Raw genomic sequence first — 18,441 nt, forward strand, 5'->3', positions numbered from 1 at the left:
CAACAAGTGGGACAAATAGGTAAATCAACAGGTGAGGGTAGGTCAGGCCGACGCGGATGAGTCCCGGATCAGCAGGTGCGTGCCGGTATGCATCTGCCGGGCCTCGCCGTCGTAACCGTCAAGGCGCTCGATGAGCAGGCGTACGGCGGCGGCCACCATCGAGCCCTGATCGGGGCTCACCGACGACAGCGACGGGATGGTGAACTCGCCCTCGTCCGTGTCGTCGAAGCCGGTGACCGCGACGTCCTCGGGGACGCGGATCCCGTGCGCGTGCAGGGCTTTCAGCACGCCCACGGCCATCGTGTCGTTGACGCACACCGCGGCGTCGAACTCGGGGCCGGAGCGCCGCAGCAGCCCCACCATCGCCTCGTAACCCGTGGCCCGGCGGTCCCAGTCCGAGCTGTTGGCGACGAGCGACGGGTCATGCTCGATGCCGTACTCCGCCAGGGCGGCGAGGAAACCGGAGTACCGGTCGCCGGTCGGGACGGCGCCAACCGGACCGTTCCAGACGAACGCCAGCCGGCGCCGGCCGGTGGCCAGCAGATGCCGGGTGATCGCCACGAACCCCGCGTACTCCCCCATCAGCACGCAGTCAAGCGTCTTGATCGGCCCGCCGCCGAGGGCCACCGTCGGGCACCGCGGGACGGCGCCGGCGAGCAGATCGTCGGTCAGGTGGTGCGGGCAGATGATGACGCCGTCGACGTCGGTGGTCGTCAAGCCGAGCACCGCGTCGCGTTCACCGGCCCCGCCGTGGGCGATCCGCAGCGTGCTGGTGAACCCGCGCTCGGCCAGGGCCAGGATGAGGCGCTCTGCGTTCTCCGCGAAGTACGGCTGGTAGAGGTTCGGCACGACGACGGCGATCCGGCCGGTCCGGCCCGAGGCGAGCCCGCGTCCGGCCTGGCTCGTGGCATGTCCCGCCTCGTAGCCGACCTCCTCGATCGCGGCCTGGACCTTGGCCCGGGTGGCGGCCGAGACATGCGGGCGGCCGAGGAGCACGTTGGACACGGTCTTCGCCGAGACTCCGGCCAGCACGGCGACATCCGCGAGCGTGGGGCGCTTCATCGCGGACCCCGGCCGAGCGTGGACTCACGTCGTACCAGCTCGACCGGCGACACGACCACGCGCGGCTGTCGCGGCGCCGTGCCGGCGAGGCGATCGGCGAGCAGCTCCAGCGCGCTGCGCGCCAACCGGGCAGGCCCGGGGTCGATCGTGGTCAGCGACGGCGTCGAGAACCGTCCGTCCTCCAGGTTGCCGTATCCCACGGCCGCCACCCGTCCCGGAACATCCACTCCATGCTTGACGAGCGCCGCGAGAGCCCCGAGCGCCACCTCGTCGTTGGCGCACAGCAGCGCGTCGACGTCCGGGTGCTCCGCCAGCACCTGTACGGCGGCTCGCGCGCCCGCGCGCCGGTCGGCCACCTCACCGAGATCCACACACGGTACGGCGGCCGGGTCGATGCCGGATTCGGCGAGTGCCATGCGCATCCGAGCCTGATCCGCTCCGAGCAGAGCCGGGCGGGACCGGCCCATCACGGCGAGGTGGCGAGCCACCAGCGCCGCCGCCTCCGCGACGTCCTCATCGACGCTGTCCACCCCGACCGCACCACCTTGCACAACCACTATCGGCCGGTCGTCCAACCCATCGGCGACCAGGGCTGTCGGGCCGATGAGCACCACGCCGTCGAACGTCTTCCCCCGGGCGGCGAGTACCGCCTCCAGCCGGGCCGGATCGCCGTGCGTCGGCTCGACGGCGGCGAGCATTCCGCGGCGATCCGCCTCGGTGACGAGCGCCTCGACGAGAGTCGCGAGATACGGGCGGCGCAGCTCGGTGACGGCGATGCCCACCACCCCGATCAGCCCGGTCCTGAGCGCCCGGGCAGTCCGGTTGGGCACCCAGCCGAGCTCGTCGATCGCCGCGTGCACCCGCCGCACCTTCTCCGGGCGGATGTGCGGTTCGCCATTCACCACACGCGAGACGGTCTTGATCGAGACGCCGGCCCGATCCGCCACCTCCCGCATCGTCACGCGCATGCGTACAGCGTAGGTCACGGCAGCGTCTGCCAGAATTCGATATACGGCAAAGGCGCGCGCCTACCGGATCACTCGACAGCCCCGGATCGGGTGAGGAGGTCCTGGTACCAGGTGCGGTACGGGTAGTTGGTGGCCGGATAAGTGGCCGGCGGGTCGGTGGCGTTGCCCGCCGAGTCGAAGTCCCAGCCGCGCACGAGCCGCCCGGCCTGCCGTGCCGCGGTGATGAACGAGGACGCGGTGGCGGGCGCCGCGTAGAACAGCGCGCCCTGCTGGAGTTCCGCGCTGTCGCCCTGCTGGAACTCGTCGAAGGCCGTCTGCTGGTAGCGGATGCGGTCGCCGGTGTGCCTGTCGGTGTCCAGCCGCAGGGTCTGGGAGGGGGTCGGGCCGTCGGCGCCGGTCCACACGTGCACACGTGACGTGCCGCTGGCGGAGGTGGTCTTGTCGTAGCGGGCGTCGGAGGTCTTGGCGTTGCCGCTCCACGAGACCGTCATCGCGCCGGCGTTGAGCACGCCGTGCCAATTCCAGTTCTGGCTGCTGCTCTGGCTGCGATGTATCTCGCGTACCTGGGTGCCTGCCGCGTCGGTGAACCTGACCGTCGGCAGCACGCCGTCATCGTAGCGGCGGCTGGACGACCAGGTGATCTCGCCATCGGCGCCGAGATGGCCGACTCGGTACCACAGCGTGGTCGCGTTCTCGGACTGGTGGACCTCGATCAGGTCGCCGTTGTCGTTCAGTGCGACCGCCGGCGTGACGCCGTTGTCGTACTTGCCGTGGCGTAGCCAGTTCACGCGGCCGTCGGCTCCGTACGTGCCGGTCCAGTACCAGAGCGCGCCCGCGCCCGAGTCATGCACCTCCACGACCTGGCCGCGGCCGTTGATCGCGACGGCCGGGTGGTAGCCGATGTCGCGTTTGTACAGGGTGCGGGTCTTGCCGTCGCCGGAGATCACCGGGAGCACCCGGCCGCGCAGCGCGTCCACCGTCGGCGGGCTCGCCGGGTAGTCCTCAGCCCGGAACAGCCGCGTGCCGAAGACGGAGGCGAGCTCCTGGTTGAGCGCGGCCAGGTTGCCCGCGGCGTACGAGGCGTTGTCGGTCAGGTCGTCTTTGATGTCGAGCGCGACGACGATCGGTGCGGCGGTGGGGTGCTGCGTGGACCAGGTGTTGATCACGTTGAGCCAGTCGCGCAGGAGGTTCGAGGCGGGGTTTCCCGTGTGATCGACCAGGTTGCCCGGGGAGTCGTGGCCGATGGAGTAGTCGCGTGCGGCGGCGTAGTCGTTGTCGTGTATGTCGAGTTCGATGACGCGAATGCCGTGGTCGAGCTGGTAGGCGATCGAGCTCCTGGCGCCGTCGACGTTGCCCGAGTAGCTGTTGTGCGTGGCGCGGAAGATCGCCGAGGGTAACGGCGGGTCCGCCGACGCCTCGGCGTTTGCACTGATCAGCAGCGCGGACGCGACGACGGCAAGCACCGGCAGGACCGTTCTTGAACGAGGCATTCTCTGATCTTCACATCGGGGGTGATCTCCGACAATACGATCACGCGCTCGGGCCCGCTCGCGCCCCGAACTTGATGACCCTTTTGATCTACATCGGCACCTCCGGCATCCCAATTTGCTAAATTCCTTGCACGATGGGGCAAATGTTGCCCAGGGGGAGAGCGGATGCGCAGGTGGACTGCTCCGTCCGTGATCGGCTGGACGCTCGCGTCGATCGTTGTGCCGGGTGCCGCGCATTTGCGCGCCGGGCGCAGGCGTACCGGTCTGATCATGGTGGGGATCTTCGGGGTGCTGCTGGTCGGCGTCATGGTCGCGCTGATCAACGGCAAGGCACTGGCGGGTCTGCTCCTTGACCCGACCTGGCTGGCCGTGCTCATAGTCCTGTGCGCGGTGGCCGGGCTGGGCTGGGCCGCGGTCGTGATCAGCTCCTACATCGTGCTGCGCCCCGGCAGGCTCGGCAGGCGGGGCCAGGTCGGGACGGGCGCCGTCGCGGGCGTGCTGTCGGTGGCCGTGGCGCTGCCCTTCGGACTGGTCGCCACGACCGCCCACACCTCCAACGACGCACTCGGCGCCGTCTTCAACTCCTCGCCCTCCCAGCCGGTCGATCACAAGGACCCGTGGCGAGGGCGCAATCGGCTCAACATCGCCCTGCTGGGCGGCGACGGCGCGGGCTCGCGCAAGGGGGTGAGCATCCGCACCGACAGCATCAACGTGGTCAGCATCGACGTCCGCACGGGCGACTCGGTGGTCTTCGCGCTGCCGCGCGAGATGGAGAACGCGCCGTTCCCGCCGGGCTCCATGCTGGCCAAGCGGTTCCCGCCGCCGAAGAACTTCTGGCTGCCACCGGGCCAGGGCCGCGGCTCCGCCGACCTGATCAACGGCATCTGGGCCTACGCCGACACGCACCCCGAGGTCGCCGGCCACTCCCCCACCCGCGCCCCGGAGGCGGTCAAGGGCGCGCTCGGCCAGATCCTCGGCCTCAAGATCGACTATTACATGCTCGTCAACATGTGGGGCGTGGCGCGTCTGATCGACGCTCTCGGCGGCGTCACGATCAATGTCGAGCAGGACATCTGCTACGGCGTGGGCCGCGCCGACGGCGGCGTGGTCAAGGCCGGCACCCGCACCCTCAACGGCACCCAGGCCCTCTGGTACGGCCGGGCCCGCGACCATCCGGGCAGCACCTGCGCGGGCGGCGACAACCGCACCCGGATGCGCCGCCAGCAGTGCGTGATGAACGCCATGCTCACCCAGCTCAACCCGAGCAACGTGCTGCTGAAGTTCAACGCCCTGGCCCACGCGGCCAAGCAGACCTTCCGCACCGACATCCCGCTTGACCTGCTGCAGGACCTGGTGCCGCTCGCCCAGCAGGTCAAGAACGCCCGCGTGTCCAAGCTGAACTTCGTTCCGCCCGCGTACAACCCGGCCTACCCGGATTTTCCGCGCATCCGCCGGGCGGCAAGGGTTGCCATCGCGCGCTCCCGCGGGTCGGCACAGGCGGTCCGCACCGCACCAGCCACCCCTTCTCCGACCAGTACGGCTACCGCCACGCGCTCGCCGCGTCCACGCACCGAGCAATCCGGCCAGCTGGACACGCTGGGCTCGTCATGCGTGCCCGCCAAGAAGGGAACCTAGCCACACGGGCCCTTTGTCCTAGCCTGAGATCATGGATGTGAAGTGGGGACCGCTCACCACGCATGACGCGCCGGCCTGGGCCGAGTTCGCCGCCGCCGTCGAGGCGGTGGACAGGACCGGCAGCCACGCCACCGTGGAGCAGATGGCAGAGCGCCTGGCCAATCCACTGCTCAACCTGCCGGAGGGCACGCTCGCCGCCAGGCGCGACGGCCGGATCGTCGCGCTCGGGCTGGCCCCGGTCAGGCAGACGGCGGACCCCGTCCACCTGATGGAGCTATGGGGCGGCGGCGTGCACCCTGACCACCGCAGGCGCGGCTACGGCAGACGGATCATCGACTGGTCTCTCAAGACCGCCCCCATGCTGCACGAAAGGCACTACCCCGGCAAACCTCTCCATCTCCACCTGCACGTCCATGACGGCAACCATGACCTGGCCAAGCTCGCTGACGAGGCAGGGTTCTCCCCCACGCGCGTCTTCCAGAGCAGGCGGCGCGATCTGGCCGCGCCGGTCCCGCCGCCGCGGGTTGCCGACGGAGTCACGATCGTCACCTGGACGCCGGCGCTCGACGAACAGGCCCGCATGGTACGCAACGCCGCCTTCCGCGAGCACTGGGGCAGCACACCGCACACCCCGGACAGCTGGAAGCGCCTCATCACCGGCACAACCGACTTCCGCCCCGAAGGCTCGTTCCTGGCCACGGCTGACGGGACCGCGGTGGGCTGCCTGCTGACCCACTACCGGGAGGCGGACACGGCGGCCGCCGGCGTGCGCGAGGCCTGGATCCAGATCGTCGCCACCGTCGAGGAGTGGCGCGGAAAGGGCGTGGCGAGCGCGCTGATCGCGCATGCTCTCGCCTCGTTCAAGGCCCAGGGGTACGGCACTGCGGGGCTGAGCGTCGACGCCGCCAACGGAACGGGCGCGGTCGCACTCTACGAGCGCGCCGGTTTCGCCACCTTCAAGTCCGTCACCACCTACGTGCGCGCTTTCTGACTGCACGTCCCATTACCTGCCTGATCGCCTCGATGCCGTACGTCGCCATGGCACTCCCCCGTCCGATTCGACGACGCTATGCGCGGCGGCTGACCTCACGCCTCCGGGAGACACCCAGGGATTTCCCCAGCGATCCTCCCGCGTTCCCATGCCCCCGCGTTGCCGGCGCGGGTACGGGTGCCGGTGAGGGCGGCGTGCTGTCGAGAGACGGTTGCCCAGAGGGTGCCGGGGTGGGTGGTGTGGCTGCCGGTTCGGCCGTCGGGCTGTGCGGGGGCGTGGTGGACACCGTGCCGCTCGGGGCAGCGGTCGCGGTGACCTGCGTGCCGGCCAGGGACGGCGTGGGCGAGGGGAGCGATGATCGAGCGCCAGAGGGTGTCGGCGTGGCCGGGCGGGGGCGCGGCTGCCGCAGGACGGGTTCGGTGCGCCGCTCCTTGGGGCCGTGCCGCCTGCTCGGCTCGGCCTTCTCGCCGGTCTTGACGTTCACCTGGTCGGCCACCGTCTGCCCGGCGAGGATCTGGTAGATCAGGATGCCACCGAAGCTGATCGTGAACACCAGAGCAGCCCCTGCGCCCAGGCGGAGCCACCCCAGTCGCCCGCGCGGCGGACGCGACGGCTTGGCGGACGGCGCGGTTCCGGGCCGGCCCCAGCGCTTCCGCCAGCCGGTCGTGGTGTGCTGCCTGACCTTGTTGCCGGTGCGCCGCAGGCACTGGGCGTAGATGTCGGTGCCGACCGTGGTGGCCACGCTCATCACCGCCGCGCCGATCACCGTGCCCGCCACCCCGAGGTAGGAGGCCGCGATCGCGGCGGTGAGCGCGGCCAGGGCGCCGCCGGCGACCTGCGCGACGCTCAGCCGCACCCGGCGCCGCTTCCCCCGCCTGCTCCGGGTGGTGATCGTGCTCCTGCTGCTGATCGGGATCTGTCGCCTGCCGGTCATGCCTCCGCTGGCCAGCCTTCCTCATGATCGGGCGCGAGTGCGCCCCTGGCGTGTTCGGTGCGACGGCGGCTCCCGGGCGCTGCTGCGACCAGCAACGATGGCATATCCGGGCAAGGCCGTCAGCCGCGGCGCGCGGCGCCTGCCCTCCTCCTGATCAGGACGTTGCCATCTTTGGGACATCCCTCGCTCACCGCCCGCTTGCCGGGATGAGCCTCCGGACCGCCGAACTCCCTCTCAACCGCACAACGCTCGCGACGGTCACGCAGACTTCTTCGCGAGAGCCGTACACCGGGATCCCCGCTCAGGAGGCGAGAGCCCATGGTCGACGTGTTCGCGAAATGCCGGCTGCCCGAGACATACCAGTTCGTGAAGGACCTCGGCGTCTATCCCTATTACCAGGCGATCGAGGAGCGGCCGGGTGGGGGCGAGGTCGTGATCGACGGGCGGGTGCTGGTGCAGGCGGGCTCCAACGACTACCTCGGCCTGTCGGGCGACGAACGCGTGAAGGAGGCGGCGGTCGAGGCGACGCGGCGGCTGGGCACCGGCAGCGGCGGCTCACGCCTCAGCAACGGCCCGCTCGCTCTGCACGAGGAGCTCGAAGCGCGGCTGGCGGGCTTCCTGGGACGAGCGGCGGTCATGGTGACCAGCGCGGGCTATCTGGCCAATCTCGCCCTCGAGGCGCTGATCGGGCCCGGTGACACGGTGATCGGCGACCGGCTGGTCCACGCCTGCCTGATCGACGCCGTACGCCTGGGCGCGGTCGATCTGCCGACCATCACCTTCTCCAAGGCGCTGGGCACCCTCGGGGGCGCGGTGGCCGGCCCCGAGGAGATCATCGCCTACCTGCGGCACTACGCGCGGTCCATGGTGTTCACGGCCGCGCTGTCCCCGGCGTGCGCCGCGGCCGCGCTGGCCGCCCTGGAGATCATCGCCACGGAGCCGGAGCGCCGCCATCGCCTGCGTACGGCGGCCGAGCGGTTGAGCAGGGAACTGGCTGCGATGGGGTACGCGGTCGTCCCCTCCGATCGGCCGGTCATAGCGGTGCCGGTCGGCGACGACCTGCGGTGCTTCCAGCTGTGGCGGGAGCTGTTCGACGAAGGCGTCTTCACCACCGCCATGATCTCGCCCGGTGTCCCGCCCGGCCAGGCTCTCATCCGGGTCAGCATCACCGCCGCCCACACCGAGGCCCAGCTGGAACGTGTCGTGGCGGCGTTCGCCGCCGCCGGACGCCGCCTGCGAGGCGTGTACGGCTGTGCCGCAGGGTCTTGACGCCTCGGGAACCAGCCAGCTCCAAGAGGATCACAAGTCGCGGCGTGTTGCATGAGGCCCGGCGGATACGAGTTCTCATGGGTCCAGGTGCCACCGGCGCTGTGCCGGGCTCATACGGCGACGGGGAGGTCCGTCCGCCGGTGCAGGGCTTCCGCGGCGTTGATGAGCATGTTCGTCGCGTGGCCGAGCAGGGGGTTCGGGTCGGTGGCGCGGCACACGGTGAAGACCCTGCGCACCTGGGAGGGGTCGCCGAGCCGGAACACGCACACGTCGCGCGACTCGATCATCGCCAGCTCCGGCACGATCGCCACCCCCAGCCCCTTGCGTACGAGCTCGAAGGGCAGGTTGTAGTCGTTGGTGCGGAACAGCACGTCGGGGTCGAAGCCGCTGGCCGCGCAGATGTGTGACAGGTTGAGTGAGGCGTCCATCCCCTCGGTGTAGGAGATCCATCGTTCGGCGGACAGTTCGCCGAACTGGATGCGCTTCCTGGCCGCCAGCCGATGGCCGGTCGGCACGAGCACGTAGAGCGGCTCCTCCATGATCAACGTCATGGTCAGGTCCTTCGGCCGGCTGTGCGGCACCATGCCGTACTCGAAGACCACGGCCAGGTCGAGCTGCCCCTCGTTCACAGCGGGGATGGTCCGGTGCGGATCGCCCTCCTCGTAGCGGATGTCCACGTTGGGACGGTCGCGAAGGAACTCGGCCAGTACGGCGGGCACCAGCCGGAATCCGGCGGACCAGAAGCTGCCGAGCCGCAGTCTGCCCCGGTGGGTCGTGGCGAAGGAACGCATCTCCTCCTCCGCCGCCTCGAGCTCGGCCAGCAGCCTGGCGGCCTTGCGGGCCAGCTCGGCCCCCGCAGCGGTGGGCCGGATGCTGCGCGGCAGGCGCTCGAACAGCTGCACGCCCAGGGTCCGCTCCAGCGAGGAGACCTGCTGCGAGATGGCCGACGGGGTGAATCCGAGTCGCTTGGCGGCAGTCCTCAGCGAACCGGTGGCGACCACTTCACGGATGGCCTGCAACTGGACCGGAGTAAGCATCGACACAACTTAACAGTCCGGCGACTAGCATCACCAGACCGCGAACCATCATAAGGCGATGCGATCCCCGGCTGGCTGGTCAGATCGAGAAAAAGGATAAGCAGGACTGAACAGCATGTGCACCAATGCGCATGCTCGATCACCTTGTCGTATCTAAACGGACCCCCAATATTTGTGTTTACGGAACGTAGCACTAAGCCCGAGAGGGGGTGTCCTGCGCGATGCGGTTCACCCAAGCAGCCGCCGCATTCGGCCTGGCGGGACTCCTGTCCCTGACAGCTTGTTCTGGAGGCGACGCTTCCCAGGCGGCCGCCCCAGCGCAGCAGAAGAGTCAGGAACTCCACGACCTTCTGCCCGACAAGATCAAAACGAGTGGCACGCTCAACGTCGCGGCGGGTCACAACTATCCACCACTGGTATTCCTCGACACCGACAACAAGACGGTCATCGGTCTGGAACCCGAGCTGATGAAGGCCGTCGGCCAGGTGCTCGGCGTCGAAGTGACGTTCAGCCAGGCCAGCTTCGACAGCCTCATCGCCGGCGTGCAGGCACGCCGCTACGACCTGGCCATCCAGGCGATGCTCGACAAGCCGGAACGCCGCGAGAAGGTCACCTTCGTCGACTACTTCAAGACCAGCAGCTCGCTCCTGGTCCAGGAGAAGGACGCTCAGGCGATCAAGTCGCTCGACGACCTCTGCGGGAAGACGGCGGCCGTCGAGCAGGGCACCGCCCAGGCCGACGACGCCGAGCAGCAGAAGAAGAAGTGCACGGATGCGGGCAAGCCCGCGGTCCAGGTGCTGGTGTTCCCCGACACGGTCGGCTGTCTGCAGGCCGTCTCCACCGGCCGGGCCAACGCCTTCATCGGTGGCACACCCACCATCACCTACCAGGCCGAGCAGTCCAGTGGCCGGATGAAGCAGGTGGGCGAGCCCTACCGCTTCCTCCCGTACGGGATCCTCGTCAACAAGGAGGACCAGAACCTGGCCAAGGCCGTGCAACAGGCGCTGCAGAAGCTGATGGACAACGGCTCCTACACCAAGATCCTCGCCAAGTGGAAGATGTCGTCGGGCGCCCTCGACAAAGCCGTGATCAACGGCGGCGAGTCGTGACCACGACCGGGCAGACCGCACCCCCGGCTCCGCGGGAGCGGATCCAGGCCGTCCCGCTCCGCCATCCGGGGCGTTGGGTGAGCGCGGTCGTCCTCGGCTTCCTGGTGATCTTCCTGCTGCAGGGCTGGGTGGCCAACCCGCGCATGGAGTGGAAGGTGGTCGGCGAGTACCTCTTCTCCCCCGCGGTCCTGAGCGGGCTCGGCACCACGCTGCTGCTCACGCTGCTCGCCATGGTCGTCGGCGTCGCGGGCGGTGTCGTGCTGGCTGTCCTGCGGATGTCGCCCAACCCCTTGTTGTCGGCGCTGAGCGCGTTCTACATCTGGATCTTCCGCGGCGTGCCGCTGCTGGTGCAGCTGTTGTTCTGGTACTTCCTGTCCGCGGTGGTGCCGAAGATCGGGCTCGGTGTGCCCTGGGGGCCGACGTTCTTCGAGTTCGACACCAACCAGATCATCACCCAGCTCACCGCGGCGGTGCTGGGCCTCGGCCTGCATGAGGCGGCCTACATGGCCGAGATCGTGCGGGCCGGCATCACCTCCGTCGACCACGGCCAGACGGAGGCGGCCCACGCCCTGGGCCTGACCCGCTTCCAGACCCTGCGGAAGATCATCCTTCCCCAGGCCATGCGGGTCATCATCCCGCCGACGGGCAACCAGGCGGTCTCCATGCTCAAGACCACCTCCCTCGTCTTCGCCATCGCCGTGCCAGAGCTCCTGACCTCGATCCAGGGCATCTACTCCAGGAACTTCCAGCAGGTCCCCCTGCTCACAGTGGCGTGCTTCTGGTACCTCGTGGCCACGACGGTCCTGAACGCCGGGCAGCACTACATCGAACGCAGGTTCAGCAGATGAAGACCCTCATCCGCGCGGAAGGCGTGCACAAGCGTTACGGGACGCTCGACGTCCTCAAAGGCATCGACCTGGAGGTCGCGGAGGGAGAGGTGCTGGCTCTGATCGGCCCGTCTGGGTCCGGCAAGTCCACCTTCCTGCGCTGCATCAACCACCTCGAACGCATCGACGCCGGTCGCCTCTACTTCCGCGACCGCCTGATCGGCTACGAGGAGCGTGACGGAAAGGTCTACGAACTGCCGGACAAGGCGATCGCCGCCCAGCGGGTGGACATCGGGATGGTCTTCCAGCGCTTCAACCTCTTCCCGCACATGACGGCGCTCGAGAACGTCATGATGGCGCCGATCATGGTCAAGAAGGAGCCGAAGGCCGAGGTACGCGAGCGCGCCCAGGGCCTGCTGGCCAGGGTGGGACTGGCCGACAAGGCACACAGCCGCCCCGACCAGCTGTCCGGCGGCCAGCAGCAGCGCGTGGCCATCGCCCGCGCCCTGGCGATGCGGCCCGATCTCATGCTGTTCGACGAGCCGACCTCGGCCCTCGACCCCGAACTCGTGGGCGAGGTCCTGGACGTCATGCGCGATCTGGTGCGCGCGGACGGCATGACGATGATCATCGTCACCCACGAGATGGGATTCGCCCGCGAGGTGTGCGACACCATCGTCTTCATGGACGACGGGGTCGTCGTGGAATCCGGGCCCCCCGGCGCCGTGCTCGGCGAACCCCGGCACGAGCGCACCCGGGCATTCCTCAGCAAGGTTCTCTGACCCCGAAGGAAAGATATCCACGTGTCCCGCGTCATCGTTCTCGGCGCCGGAGTGCTCGGTGCCTCCGTCGCCTACCACCTGGCCGTCGCAGGGGCTCAGGTCGTCGTCATCGAAGCCGGCGGCCCCGCCGCGGGAACCTCCAGCGCGACCTTTTCCATGGACGTCACCCACCTGAAAACCCCGCGCACCTACTACGAGCTGAACCGCGCCAGCGCCGCCCTGCACGCCACGCTGGCCGAGGAGCTCGGGGGCCCGTCGTGGCGGCACCCCATGCCCGCCATCCAGTGGGGTGACAGCGAGGAAAGCCAGCGGGGGCTCAGGGAGCGGGCCGTCCGCCTCGAGTCCTGGGGGCATCCCTGCCGCATCGCCGACCCGTCCGAGCTGCGCGAACTCGCCCCCGCCGTCGACCCCGCGGCCTGCACGGCGAGCGAACTCGTGGTCCACGACCAGAGCGCGTGGTACGACGCCCCGCTCTTCGTTCAGCGCCTGCTCGATCGCGCCGCCACGCTCGGCGCCGACATCCGGTACGGCCTGCGGGCAGATGCGCTGATCCGCCGTGGCGACACCGTCACCGGCGTCGAGACCGGTACGCGACGCTGGGAAGCCGACTGGGTGGTCAACTGCACCGGCCCGGACGCCGACCGCATCGCGGCGCTCGCCGGCACCGACCTCCCCATGAACCAGATCCCCGGGCTGGTGGGCGAGAGCACCCCCGTCCCCGGCCTTCGGCTCGGCGCCATCCTGGCCACGCCCGAGGTGGACCTGCGCCCCGCCCCCGGAGACCGGATCTGCTCCATCTCCTGGCCCGTCGACGCGCTGCTGCCCGCCCAGAGCGACGACGCCCTGGCAGAACGGTTGCACGCCGGCGGCCAGCGCGTCCTTCCCGCGCTGCGCACCGCCCGGCTGGCCGGTGTCCGCCTCGGCGTCCGGCCCGTGCCGGCGGACGGGCTGCCGCTGGCGGGCACGCACCCCGACGCCCCCGGCCTCTATCACCTGGTCACCCACAGCGGCGTCAACCTCGCACCCGAACTCGGCCGCCTCGCGGCCCAGGAGATCATCGACGGCGACGGTCCCGACCTCGCCGAATACCGCGTCACCCGGGGCGTCGCGACCTCGGTGAAGGACGAAAGCCTGACCCTCATGACCACCCGCTGACCGTTCTTAAGGACTGAGCATGACTTGCGGACCGCCGATTTTTCTGGGAATCCGGATTGAGTAGGTGCTGAGCTGATCTCGGCTAATTAATTCCGGCGATGAAGATTCCATTCTTTTCGTGAGTGGCCGTCAGTCGTTCCGCGGGAAGCCGAGGTTGAGCCCGCCGTGGCTGGGGTCGAGCCAGCGGGAGGTGACGACCTTGCCGCGGGTGAAGAAGTGCACGCCCTCCGTGCCGTGCGCGTGGGTGTCCCCGAACAGGCTGCTCTTCCAGCCGCCGAAGGTCGACGCGGCCGGTGACGGCGCCGGTCGCCGGGTTGTGGACGTCGCCGGTGCGCTCGGCGGCGCCCTCCCAGGAGCGGCCGCCGATGAGGTGGGTGATGCGGGTGGTCAACGTACTGGTCCTTCCCGGTCGCGGGGCATCATTCAGAGTCAGGTCTTGCCGGGCGGGGCCACGTGCGGGCCCAAGAACGGGCGCTGCGCGGCTTTGCGCGCCGTGTACCGCTCGTAGGCGCGGCGGGTGGTGCCGAGCTCGCTGACCTGGCTGACGGGCACGTCCCACCAGGACTCACTGTCCGGGGCGGGCACCATCGGGTCGGTCTCGACGTGGATGACGACGGGGCCGCCGTCCGCCGGAGCGGCCTTGGCGTCCTTGATCGCCTGGTCGAGCCCGTCGCGGTCGCGTACCTCGATCACGGTGGCCCCGAAGCTGCGGGCGCTGGCGGCGAGGTCGATCGGCAGCCGGCCACCGTCCAGGCGGCCGCCGGCCTCGTTGCGGAAGCGGTAGCTGGTGCCGAACCGCTGCGAGCCGAGCTCTTCGGACAGCGAGCCGATGGAGTGGAAGCCGTGGTTCTGGACCAGGACCACGATGATCTTGACGCGTTCCTGGACGGCGGTGACCAGCTCGGTCGGCATCATCAGGTACGAGCCGTCGCCCACCATGACGAAGACGTCCCGGTCCGGGTCGGCCAGCCGGACGCCGATGCCGCCGGGGATCTCGTAGCCCATGCAGGAGTAGCCGTACTCGACGTGGTAGGCCTTGCGATCGCGAACCCGCCACAGTTTGTGCAGGTCGCCCGGCATGGAACCGGCCGCGCACACCACCACGTCCCGCGGGTCGGACAGCTCGTTGACGCGGCCGAGCACGGTGCCCTGGGTGAGCACGCCGTCGGCGAGCCGATCGGTGACCTCCTCCGGCGGGTTGTAGGCGGCCTCCACGCGGGCGTCCCACTCGCGCCACAGGGCGGCCTGGCGCTCGCGGTAGGCCGGCTCCACGCGGTGGCCGTCCAGCGCTTCGGTGAGCGCGGTCAGGGCCTCGCGGGCGTCGGCCACGACCGGCAGGCCCGTGAGCTTGCCGGCGTCGAAGCGGGCGATGTTGATGTTGACGAAGCGCACGTCCGGGTGCTGGAAGGCGGTGCGTGAGGCGGTGGTGAAATCGCTGTAACGGGTCCCGATCCCGATGACGAGGTCGGCCTCCCTGGCGAGCGCGTTGGCCGCGGTGGTGCCGGTCGAGCCCACGGCGCCCATCGCCTGCGGGTGCCCGTGCGGCAGCGCGCCCTTGCCGGCCTGGCTCTCACCGACCGGGATGCCGGTCGCCTCACAGAAGGCACGCAGGGCGTCCTCGGCGCCGGAGTAGTGCACCCCGCCGCCGGCCACGACGAACGGCCGCCGGGCCGCGGAGATGAGCGCCGCGGCCTCTTCGAGGTCGGCTGCCTCCGGGAGCGGCCGGCCCACCCGCCACACCCGCCGCTCGAACAGCTCCACCGGCCAGTCGTCCGCCTCGGCCTGCACGTCCTGCGGCAGCGCGATCGTCACCGCGCCGGTCTCCGCCGGGTCGGTGAGCACCCGCATGGCGCTGAGCAGCGCCGAGGGCAGCTGCTCGGGCCGGTTCACCCGGTCGAAGAAGCGCGACAGCGGGCGGAAGGCGTCGTTGACGGTGACGTCCGCGGCGTACGGGGCCTCCAGCTCCTGCAGGACCGGCCCGGCCACCCGCGTGGCGAACGTGCCCGAGGGCAGCAGCAGCACCGGCAGCCGATTGACGGTGGCCAGCGCCGCCCCGGTGAGCATGTTGGTCGAGCCGGGGCCGACGGACGCCGTGCAGGCCCAGGTCTGGAGCCGGTCCTTCTGGCGGGCGTAGGCCACCGCCGTGTGCACCATCGCCTGCTCGTTGCGGGCCAGTACGTACGGCAGCCCGTCCGGCCCGTCGGCCAGCTCGTCCTGCAGCAGCGCCTGGCCGAGCCCGGCGACGTTGCCGTGACCGAAGATCCCGAAGCACCCGGCGAACAGCTTCTGCCGCCGCCCGTCGCGCTCGCTCCACTGCGCGGCCAGGAAGCGCACGACGGCCTGGCCGACGGTCAGGCGTACCGTGCCGCTCATCGGGTTCCTCCCGGGTGCCGGGCCCACGTCCGGCGTACCCAGGCGTGGGCGGGGTCGTCGCAGATCAGCCAGGCCCGGGTCGCGCCAGGGCCGGCCATCACGTTGAGGTAGTAGAGGTCGTAGCCGGGCGGGGCCATCGCGGGACCGTGCCACCCGTGCGGCACGAGGACGACGTCCCCGGTGCGGACTTCGGCGAGCACATCGATGGGACGTTCGGCGGTGCCGTAGACCCGCTGGTAGCCGACCGGGTCCGCGCCTTCTGGTGCGCCGGGCTCTGCCTGCACCTCGAAGTAGTAGATCTCCTCCAGCTCGGTCTCCACGCCGTCGCGCTCCTCGTCGTGCTTGTGCGGCGGGTACGAGCTCCAGTTGCCGGCGGGCGTGACCACCTCGCACGCGATGATCGAGTCGGCGTCGAGCACCTGCGGGATCCCGAAGTTCCGCACCTGGCGGGAGGCCGCGCCCGCGCCGCGGTGCTCGACGGGGACGTCGGCCGCCGCCAGGTGCCGGAACGGCAGTGGCTCGGCCGCCTTCGCGCCGCACAAGGCGATCCTCGCCGGGCGGTCGCCCGAGTCGATCGTCAGACGAGAGCCCTTCGGTACGTAGGCGACGTCGGTGGGCCCGGCGAACACGCTCTCGCGTCCTGCGAGCCCGGCCTTGTGACGGCGCCCCGCATGATCGGCGACCGAGCCGTACGGCCGGACCCAGCGCTCGTTGTCGTTCATGGCCTGTCTCCGTGTACGAGCTCCGCTGCGATGTCCACCGCCGCGGCCACGTCGCCGTCCGGCGGGAACAGCAGCGTCCTGCCCACGACCAGCCCCCGCACGGCGGGTAGTCTCATGGCTCTCCCCCATGCGGCGTAGGTCTCGTCCGGGTGGCCGGTGGGATCGCCCCCCAGCAGCAGGGTCGGCAGCGTCGTGGCGTCCATGACCCGCTCCAGCTCGTCGACCACGGGCAGCTTCAGCCAGGTGTGCCGGCTGGTGGCGCCCAGCCCGGCGGCGATGTGGATGGAGGTGATGGTCGAGTCGGGGTCGAGCAGGTTGCGCACGCGCCCCTGCTCGCGGACCGACAGGAACGGCTCCACCATCGCCATGACACCGTGCGCGGCCAACTCGGTGACCGCCCGGCCGCTCGCCTCCAGCGTCGCCACCGTGCCCGGGTCCTCCAGGCAGATCCGGGTGAGCAACTTGCCGCCGTCCAGGCCACGGCCGGCGATCTCCTGCGGGGTGTAGGCCGTCAAGCGGTCGTCGAACTCGAAGACCGCGCCCAGCAGGCCGCCCCGGTTCATCGTGCCGATGGCGACCTTGTCCTCCAGCGCGCCCATCAGCAGCAGGTCGTCCAGGATGTCGGGTGTGCCCAGCACGCCGTCCACACCGGGGCGCGAAAGCGCCGTCATGAGGCGTTCCAGCAGGTTGCTGCGCGAGGCCATCGCCCGGTGGTCCGCGCGCACGCCGAGCGCGCCGCGGGCCGGATGGTCGGCGGCCACGATCAGCAGCCGGCCGTCCGCGCCCGCCAGGTCGCGCCGCGCGCGGGCGGCCCAGCCTTCGGCGATCCGGCGCGGCTCGCGTACCCGGATCTCGGTCAGATCGGCGATGCCGGGGCGGCTCGGCGTCTGGGTCGTCATCGTCCTTCCTTCCCACTGTTCGGCTCAGAGCTCTTCAGCACTGCCTCGACCTCGGCCTCCGTCGGCATCGCGTCGGCGCATTCGAGCCGCGCGGCGACGATGGCGCCCGCGACGTTCGCGAAGCGGAGAATCCGGTTCAGGTCCCAGCCACTGAGCAGGCCGTGGACGAGCGCGCCACCGAAGGCGTCGCCGGCGCCGAGGCCGTTGACGACCGTCACCGGGAAGGGCGGCACCTCGACGCGCTCGTCCGCGGTCGCCGCGAGCACGCCCTTGGGCCCCTGCTTCACGATCGCCAGCTCCACGCCCCGCTCCAGCAGGGCGTCCGCCGCGCGCCGCGGGTCGGTCTCGCCGACCGCGACCGCGCACTCCTCCCGGTTGCCGACCGCCACCGTGACGTGCTCCAGGGCCTTGCCGATCTGCGCGCCCGCCTCACCGGGGTCCGGCCAGAACATCGGACGGTAGTCCAGGTCGAGGACGGTGTGCGGGCGGCGGCCGCGAGCCTGCCAGGCGGCGAAGTGCGCCGAGCGTGACGGCTCCTGCGACAGCCCCGTGACGGTGGCCCAGAAGACCCCGGCCGCACGGACCGCGTCGAACGGGATCTCGTCCGGCTCGATCAGCAGGTCGGGCGCGATCGGATAGCGGTAGAAGTACAGCGGGAAATGGTCCGGAGGGAAGATCTCGCAGAACGTCACCGGCGTCGGAGGCCCGTCGACCTCGCCGACGAAGGCGTCGTCGACGCCGAAGCCGCGCAGCGCCCGGCGGACGAAGCGGCCGAACGGGTCACGGCCGGTGCGCGTGACGATGGCCGCGCGGCGCCCGTGCCGGGCCGCGGCCACCGCCACGTTGGTCGCGCTGCCGCCCAGAAACTTGCCGAACCGCTCCACGTCCTCCAGGCCGACGCCGTGGTCGAGCGGGTAGATGTCCACCCCGCACCGGCCCATGGCCACCAGGTCGTACGCCGTCATCACGCCCCCGCCGCACTCGCCGAGGCAAACCGGTGCTGGACGCTCGGATGAAGTGCCGCCACGAGCGCGTGGGTGTGGGAGGCGATCCGGTCGCCCACCGGCGGGGTGGACAGGGTGGTCATGGCTCGATCCCTTCGATCTCGGAAACGCGACGGACCCTCGGCAGTGTCAGCCAGAGCCGCGACGCTTCATGCCCTCGAGCGCGCCGCGACCCGCCCGTGGA

Annotated in this window: 17 protein-coding genes and 1 pseudogene; 7 read left to right on the plus strand and 11 right to left on the minus strand. The window is 70.4% G+C overall.

Features of this window, described 5'->3' with window-relative positions; translation table 11 throughout:
• Positions 1 to 42: 42 nt before the first annotated feature.
• The 3 genes from ABN273_RS29585 to ABN273_RS29595 form a co-directional block, all read right to left on the minus strand.
• Positions 43 to 1,062, minus strand: coding sequence for a LacI family DNA-binding transcriptional regulator (locus ABN273_RS29585; RefSeq protein WP_349452315.1), 1,020 nt, complete (start codon positions 1,060 to 1,062; stop codon positions 43 to 45).
• On the minus strand, positions 1,059 to 2,030 hold the full coding sequence (locus tag ABN273_RS29590) for a LacI family DNA-binding transcriptional regulator (protein WP_349452316.1): 972 nt from the start codon (positions 2,028 to 2,030) through the stop codon (positions 1,059 to 1,061). The genes ABN273_RS29585 and ABN273_RS29590 overlap by 4 nt, the downstream gene beginning before the upstream one ends.
• 68 nt (positions 2,031 to 2,098) lie before the next feature.
• Positions 2,099 to 3,520, minus strand: a complete 1,422-nt coding sequence (locus ABN273_RS29595; RefSeq protein ID WP_349452317.1) for a PI-PLC domain-containing protein — start codon at positions 3,518 to 3,520, stop codon at positions 2,099 to 2,101.
• A 165-nt stretch (positions 3,521 to 3,685) separates the two neighbouring features.
• Here ABN273_RS29595 and ABN273_RS29600 point away from each other — a divergent pair, with 165 nt between their 5' ends.
• Positions 3,686 to 5,155 (plus strand): LCP family glycopolymer transferase, encoded by a 1,470-nt coding sequence (locus ABN273_RS29600; RefSeq protein WP_349452318.1) that lies wholly within the window; start codon positions 3,686 to 3,688, stop codon positions 5,153 to 5,155.
• A 31-nt stretch (positions 5,156 to 5,186) separates the two neighbouring features.
• Complete coding sequence (locus ABN273_RS29605) at positions 5,187 to 6,146, plus strand: GNAT family N-acetyltransferase (protein ID WP_349452319.1); 960 nt, start codon at positions 5,187 to 5,189, stop codon at positions 6,144 to 6,146.
• A gap of 76 nt (positions 6,147 to 6,222) precedes the next feature.
• On the opposite strand, the gene ABN273_RS29610 is transcribed toward ABN273_RS29605, so the two are convergent.
• Complete coding sequence (locus ABN273_RS29610) at positions 6,223 to 7,080, minus strand: hypothetical protein (protein ID WP_349452320.1); 858 nt, start codon at positions 7,078 to 7,080, stop codon at positions 6,223 to 6,225.
• A gap of 318 nt (positions 7,081 to 7,398) precedes the next feature.
• Between ABN273_RS29610 and ABN273_RS29615 the strand changes: the two genes are divergently transcribed.
• Positions 7,399 to 8,349, plus strand: a complete 951-nt coding sequence (locus tag ABN273_RS29615; RefSeq protein ID WP_349452321.1) for an aminotransferase class I/II-fold pyridoxal phosphate-dependent enzyme — start codon at positions 7,399 to 7,401, stop codon at positions 8,347 to 8,349.
• A gap of 110 nt (positions 8,350 to 8,459) precedes the next feature.
• Here ABN273_RS29615 and ABN273_RS29620 read toward each other — a convergent pair whose 3' ends face one another.
• Entirely contained in the window at positions 8,460 to 9,386 is a 927-nt protein-coding gene (locus tag ABN273_RS29620; protein ID WP_349452322.1) for a LysR family transcriptional regulator, read from the minus strand.
• Positions 9,387 to 9,607: 221 nt separating this feature from the next.
• Here ABN273_RS29620 and ABN273_RS29625 point away from each other — a divergent pair, with 221 nt between their 5' ends.
• Genes ABN273_RS29625 through ABN273_RS29640 form a run of 4 tightly spaced genes read left to right on the plus strand, consistent with a single transcriptional unit; the run spans position 9,608 to position 13,259 of the window.
• Positions 9,608 to 10,495 (plus strand): ABC transporter substrate-binding protein, encoded by an 888-nt coding sequence (locus ABN273_RS29625; protein ID WP_349452323.1) that lies wholly within the window; start codon positions 9,608 to 9,610, stop codon positions 10,493 to 10,495.
• Complete coding sequence (locus ABN273_RS29630; RefSeq protein WP_349452324.1) at positions 10,492 to 11,343, plus strand: amino acid ABC transporter permease; 852 nt, start codon at positions 10,492 to 10,494, stop codon at positions 11,341 to 11,343. Before ABN273_RS29625 ends, ABN273_RS29630 begins: the two co-directional genes overlap by 4 nt.
• Entirely contained in the window at positions 11,340 to 12,104 is a 765-nt protein-coding gene (locus ABN273_RS29635; protein ID WP_349452325.1) for an amino acid ABC transporter ATP-binding protein, read from the plus strand. Before ABN273_RS29630 ends, ABN273_RS29635 begins: the two co-directional genes overlap by 4 nt.
• A gap of 21 nt (positions 12,105 to 12,125) precedes the next feature.
• Positions 12,126 to 13,259, plus strand: a complete 1,134-nt coding sequence (locus ABN273_RS29640) for an NAD(P)/FAD-dependent oxidoreductase (protein ID WP_349452326.1) — start codon at positions 12,126 to 12,128, stop codon at positions 13,257 to 13,259.
• 129 nt (positions 13,260 to 13,388) lie between these two features.
• On the opposite strand, the pseudogene ABN273_RS59650 reads toward ABN273_RS29640, so the two are convergent.
• The 6 genes and pseudogenes from ABN273_RS59650 to ABN273_RS29665 all read right to left on the minus strand — a co-directional run.
• Positions 13,389 to 13,565 (minus strand): annotated as a pseudogene (locus ABN273_RS59650) (methylmalonate-semialdehyde dehydrogenase (CoA acylating)); the annotation flags it as partial.
• Positions 13,566 to 13,688: 123 nt separating this feature from the next.
• A complete protein-coding gene (gene iolD / locus ABN273_RS29645) occupies positions 13,689 to 15,632 on the minus strand; it encodes a 3D-(3,5/4)-trihydroxycyclohexane-1,2-dione acylhydrolase (decyclizing) (RefSeq protein WP_349452327.1) in 1,944 nt (647 codons plus the stop codon).
• Complete coding sequence (iolB, locus tag ABN273_RS29650; protein WP_349452328.1) at positions 15,629 to 16,354, minus strand: 5-deoxy-glucuronate isomerase; 726 nt, start codon at positions 16,352 to 16,354, stop codon at positions 15,629 to 15,631. Before iolB ends, iolD begins: the two co-directional genes overlap by 4 nt.
• A complete protein-coding gene (locus ABN273_RS29655; RefSeq protein WP_349452329.1) occupies positions 16,351 to 17,253 on the minus strand; it encodes a Cgl0159 family (beta/alpha)8-fold protein in 903 nt (300 codons plus the stop codon). Before ABN273_RS29655 ends, iolB begins: the two co-directional genes overlap by 4 nt.
• Entirely contained in the window at positions 17,250 to 18,218 is a 969-nt protein-coding gene (iolC, locus tag ABN273_RS29660) for a 5-dehydro-2-deoxygluconokinase (RefSeq protein ID WP_349452330.1), read from the minus strand. Before iolC ends, ABN273_RS29655 begins: the two co-directional genes overlap by 4 nt.
• Positions 18,218 to 18,340: a hypothetical protein gene (locus ABN273_RS29665; protein WP_349452331.1), complete on the minus strand. Its 123-nt coding sequence runs from the start codon at positions 18,338 to 18,340 to the stop codon at positions 18,218 to 18,220. The genes iolC and ABN273_RS29665 overlap by 1 nt, the downstream gene beginning before the upstream one ends.
• Between the last annotated feature and the right edge of the window lie 101 nt (positions 18,341 to 18,441).

The organism is Nonomuraea sp. B19D2, from assembly GCF_040137845.1.
Classification (GTDB): Bacteria; Actinomycetota; Actinomycetes; order Streptosporangiales; family Streptosporangiaceae; genus Nonomuraea.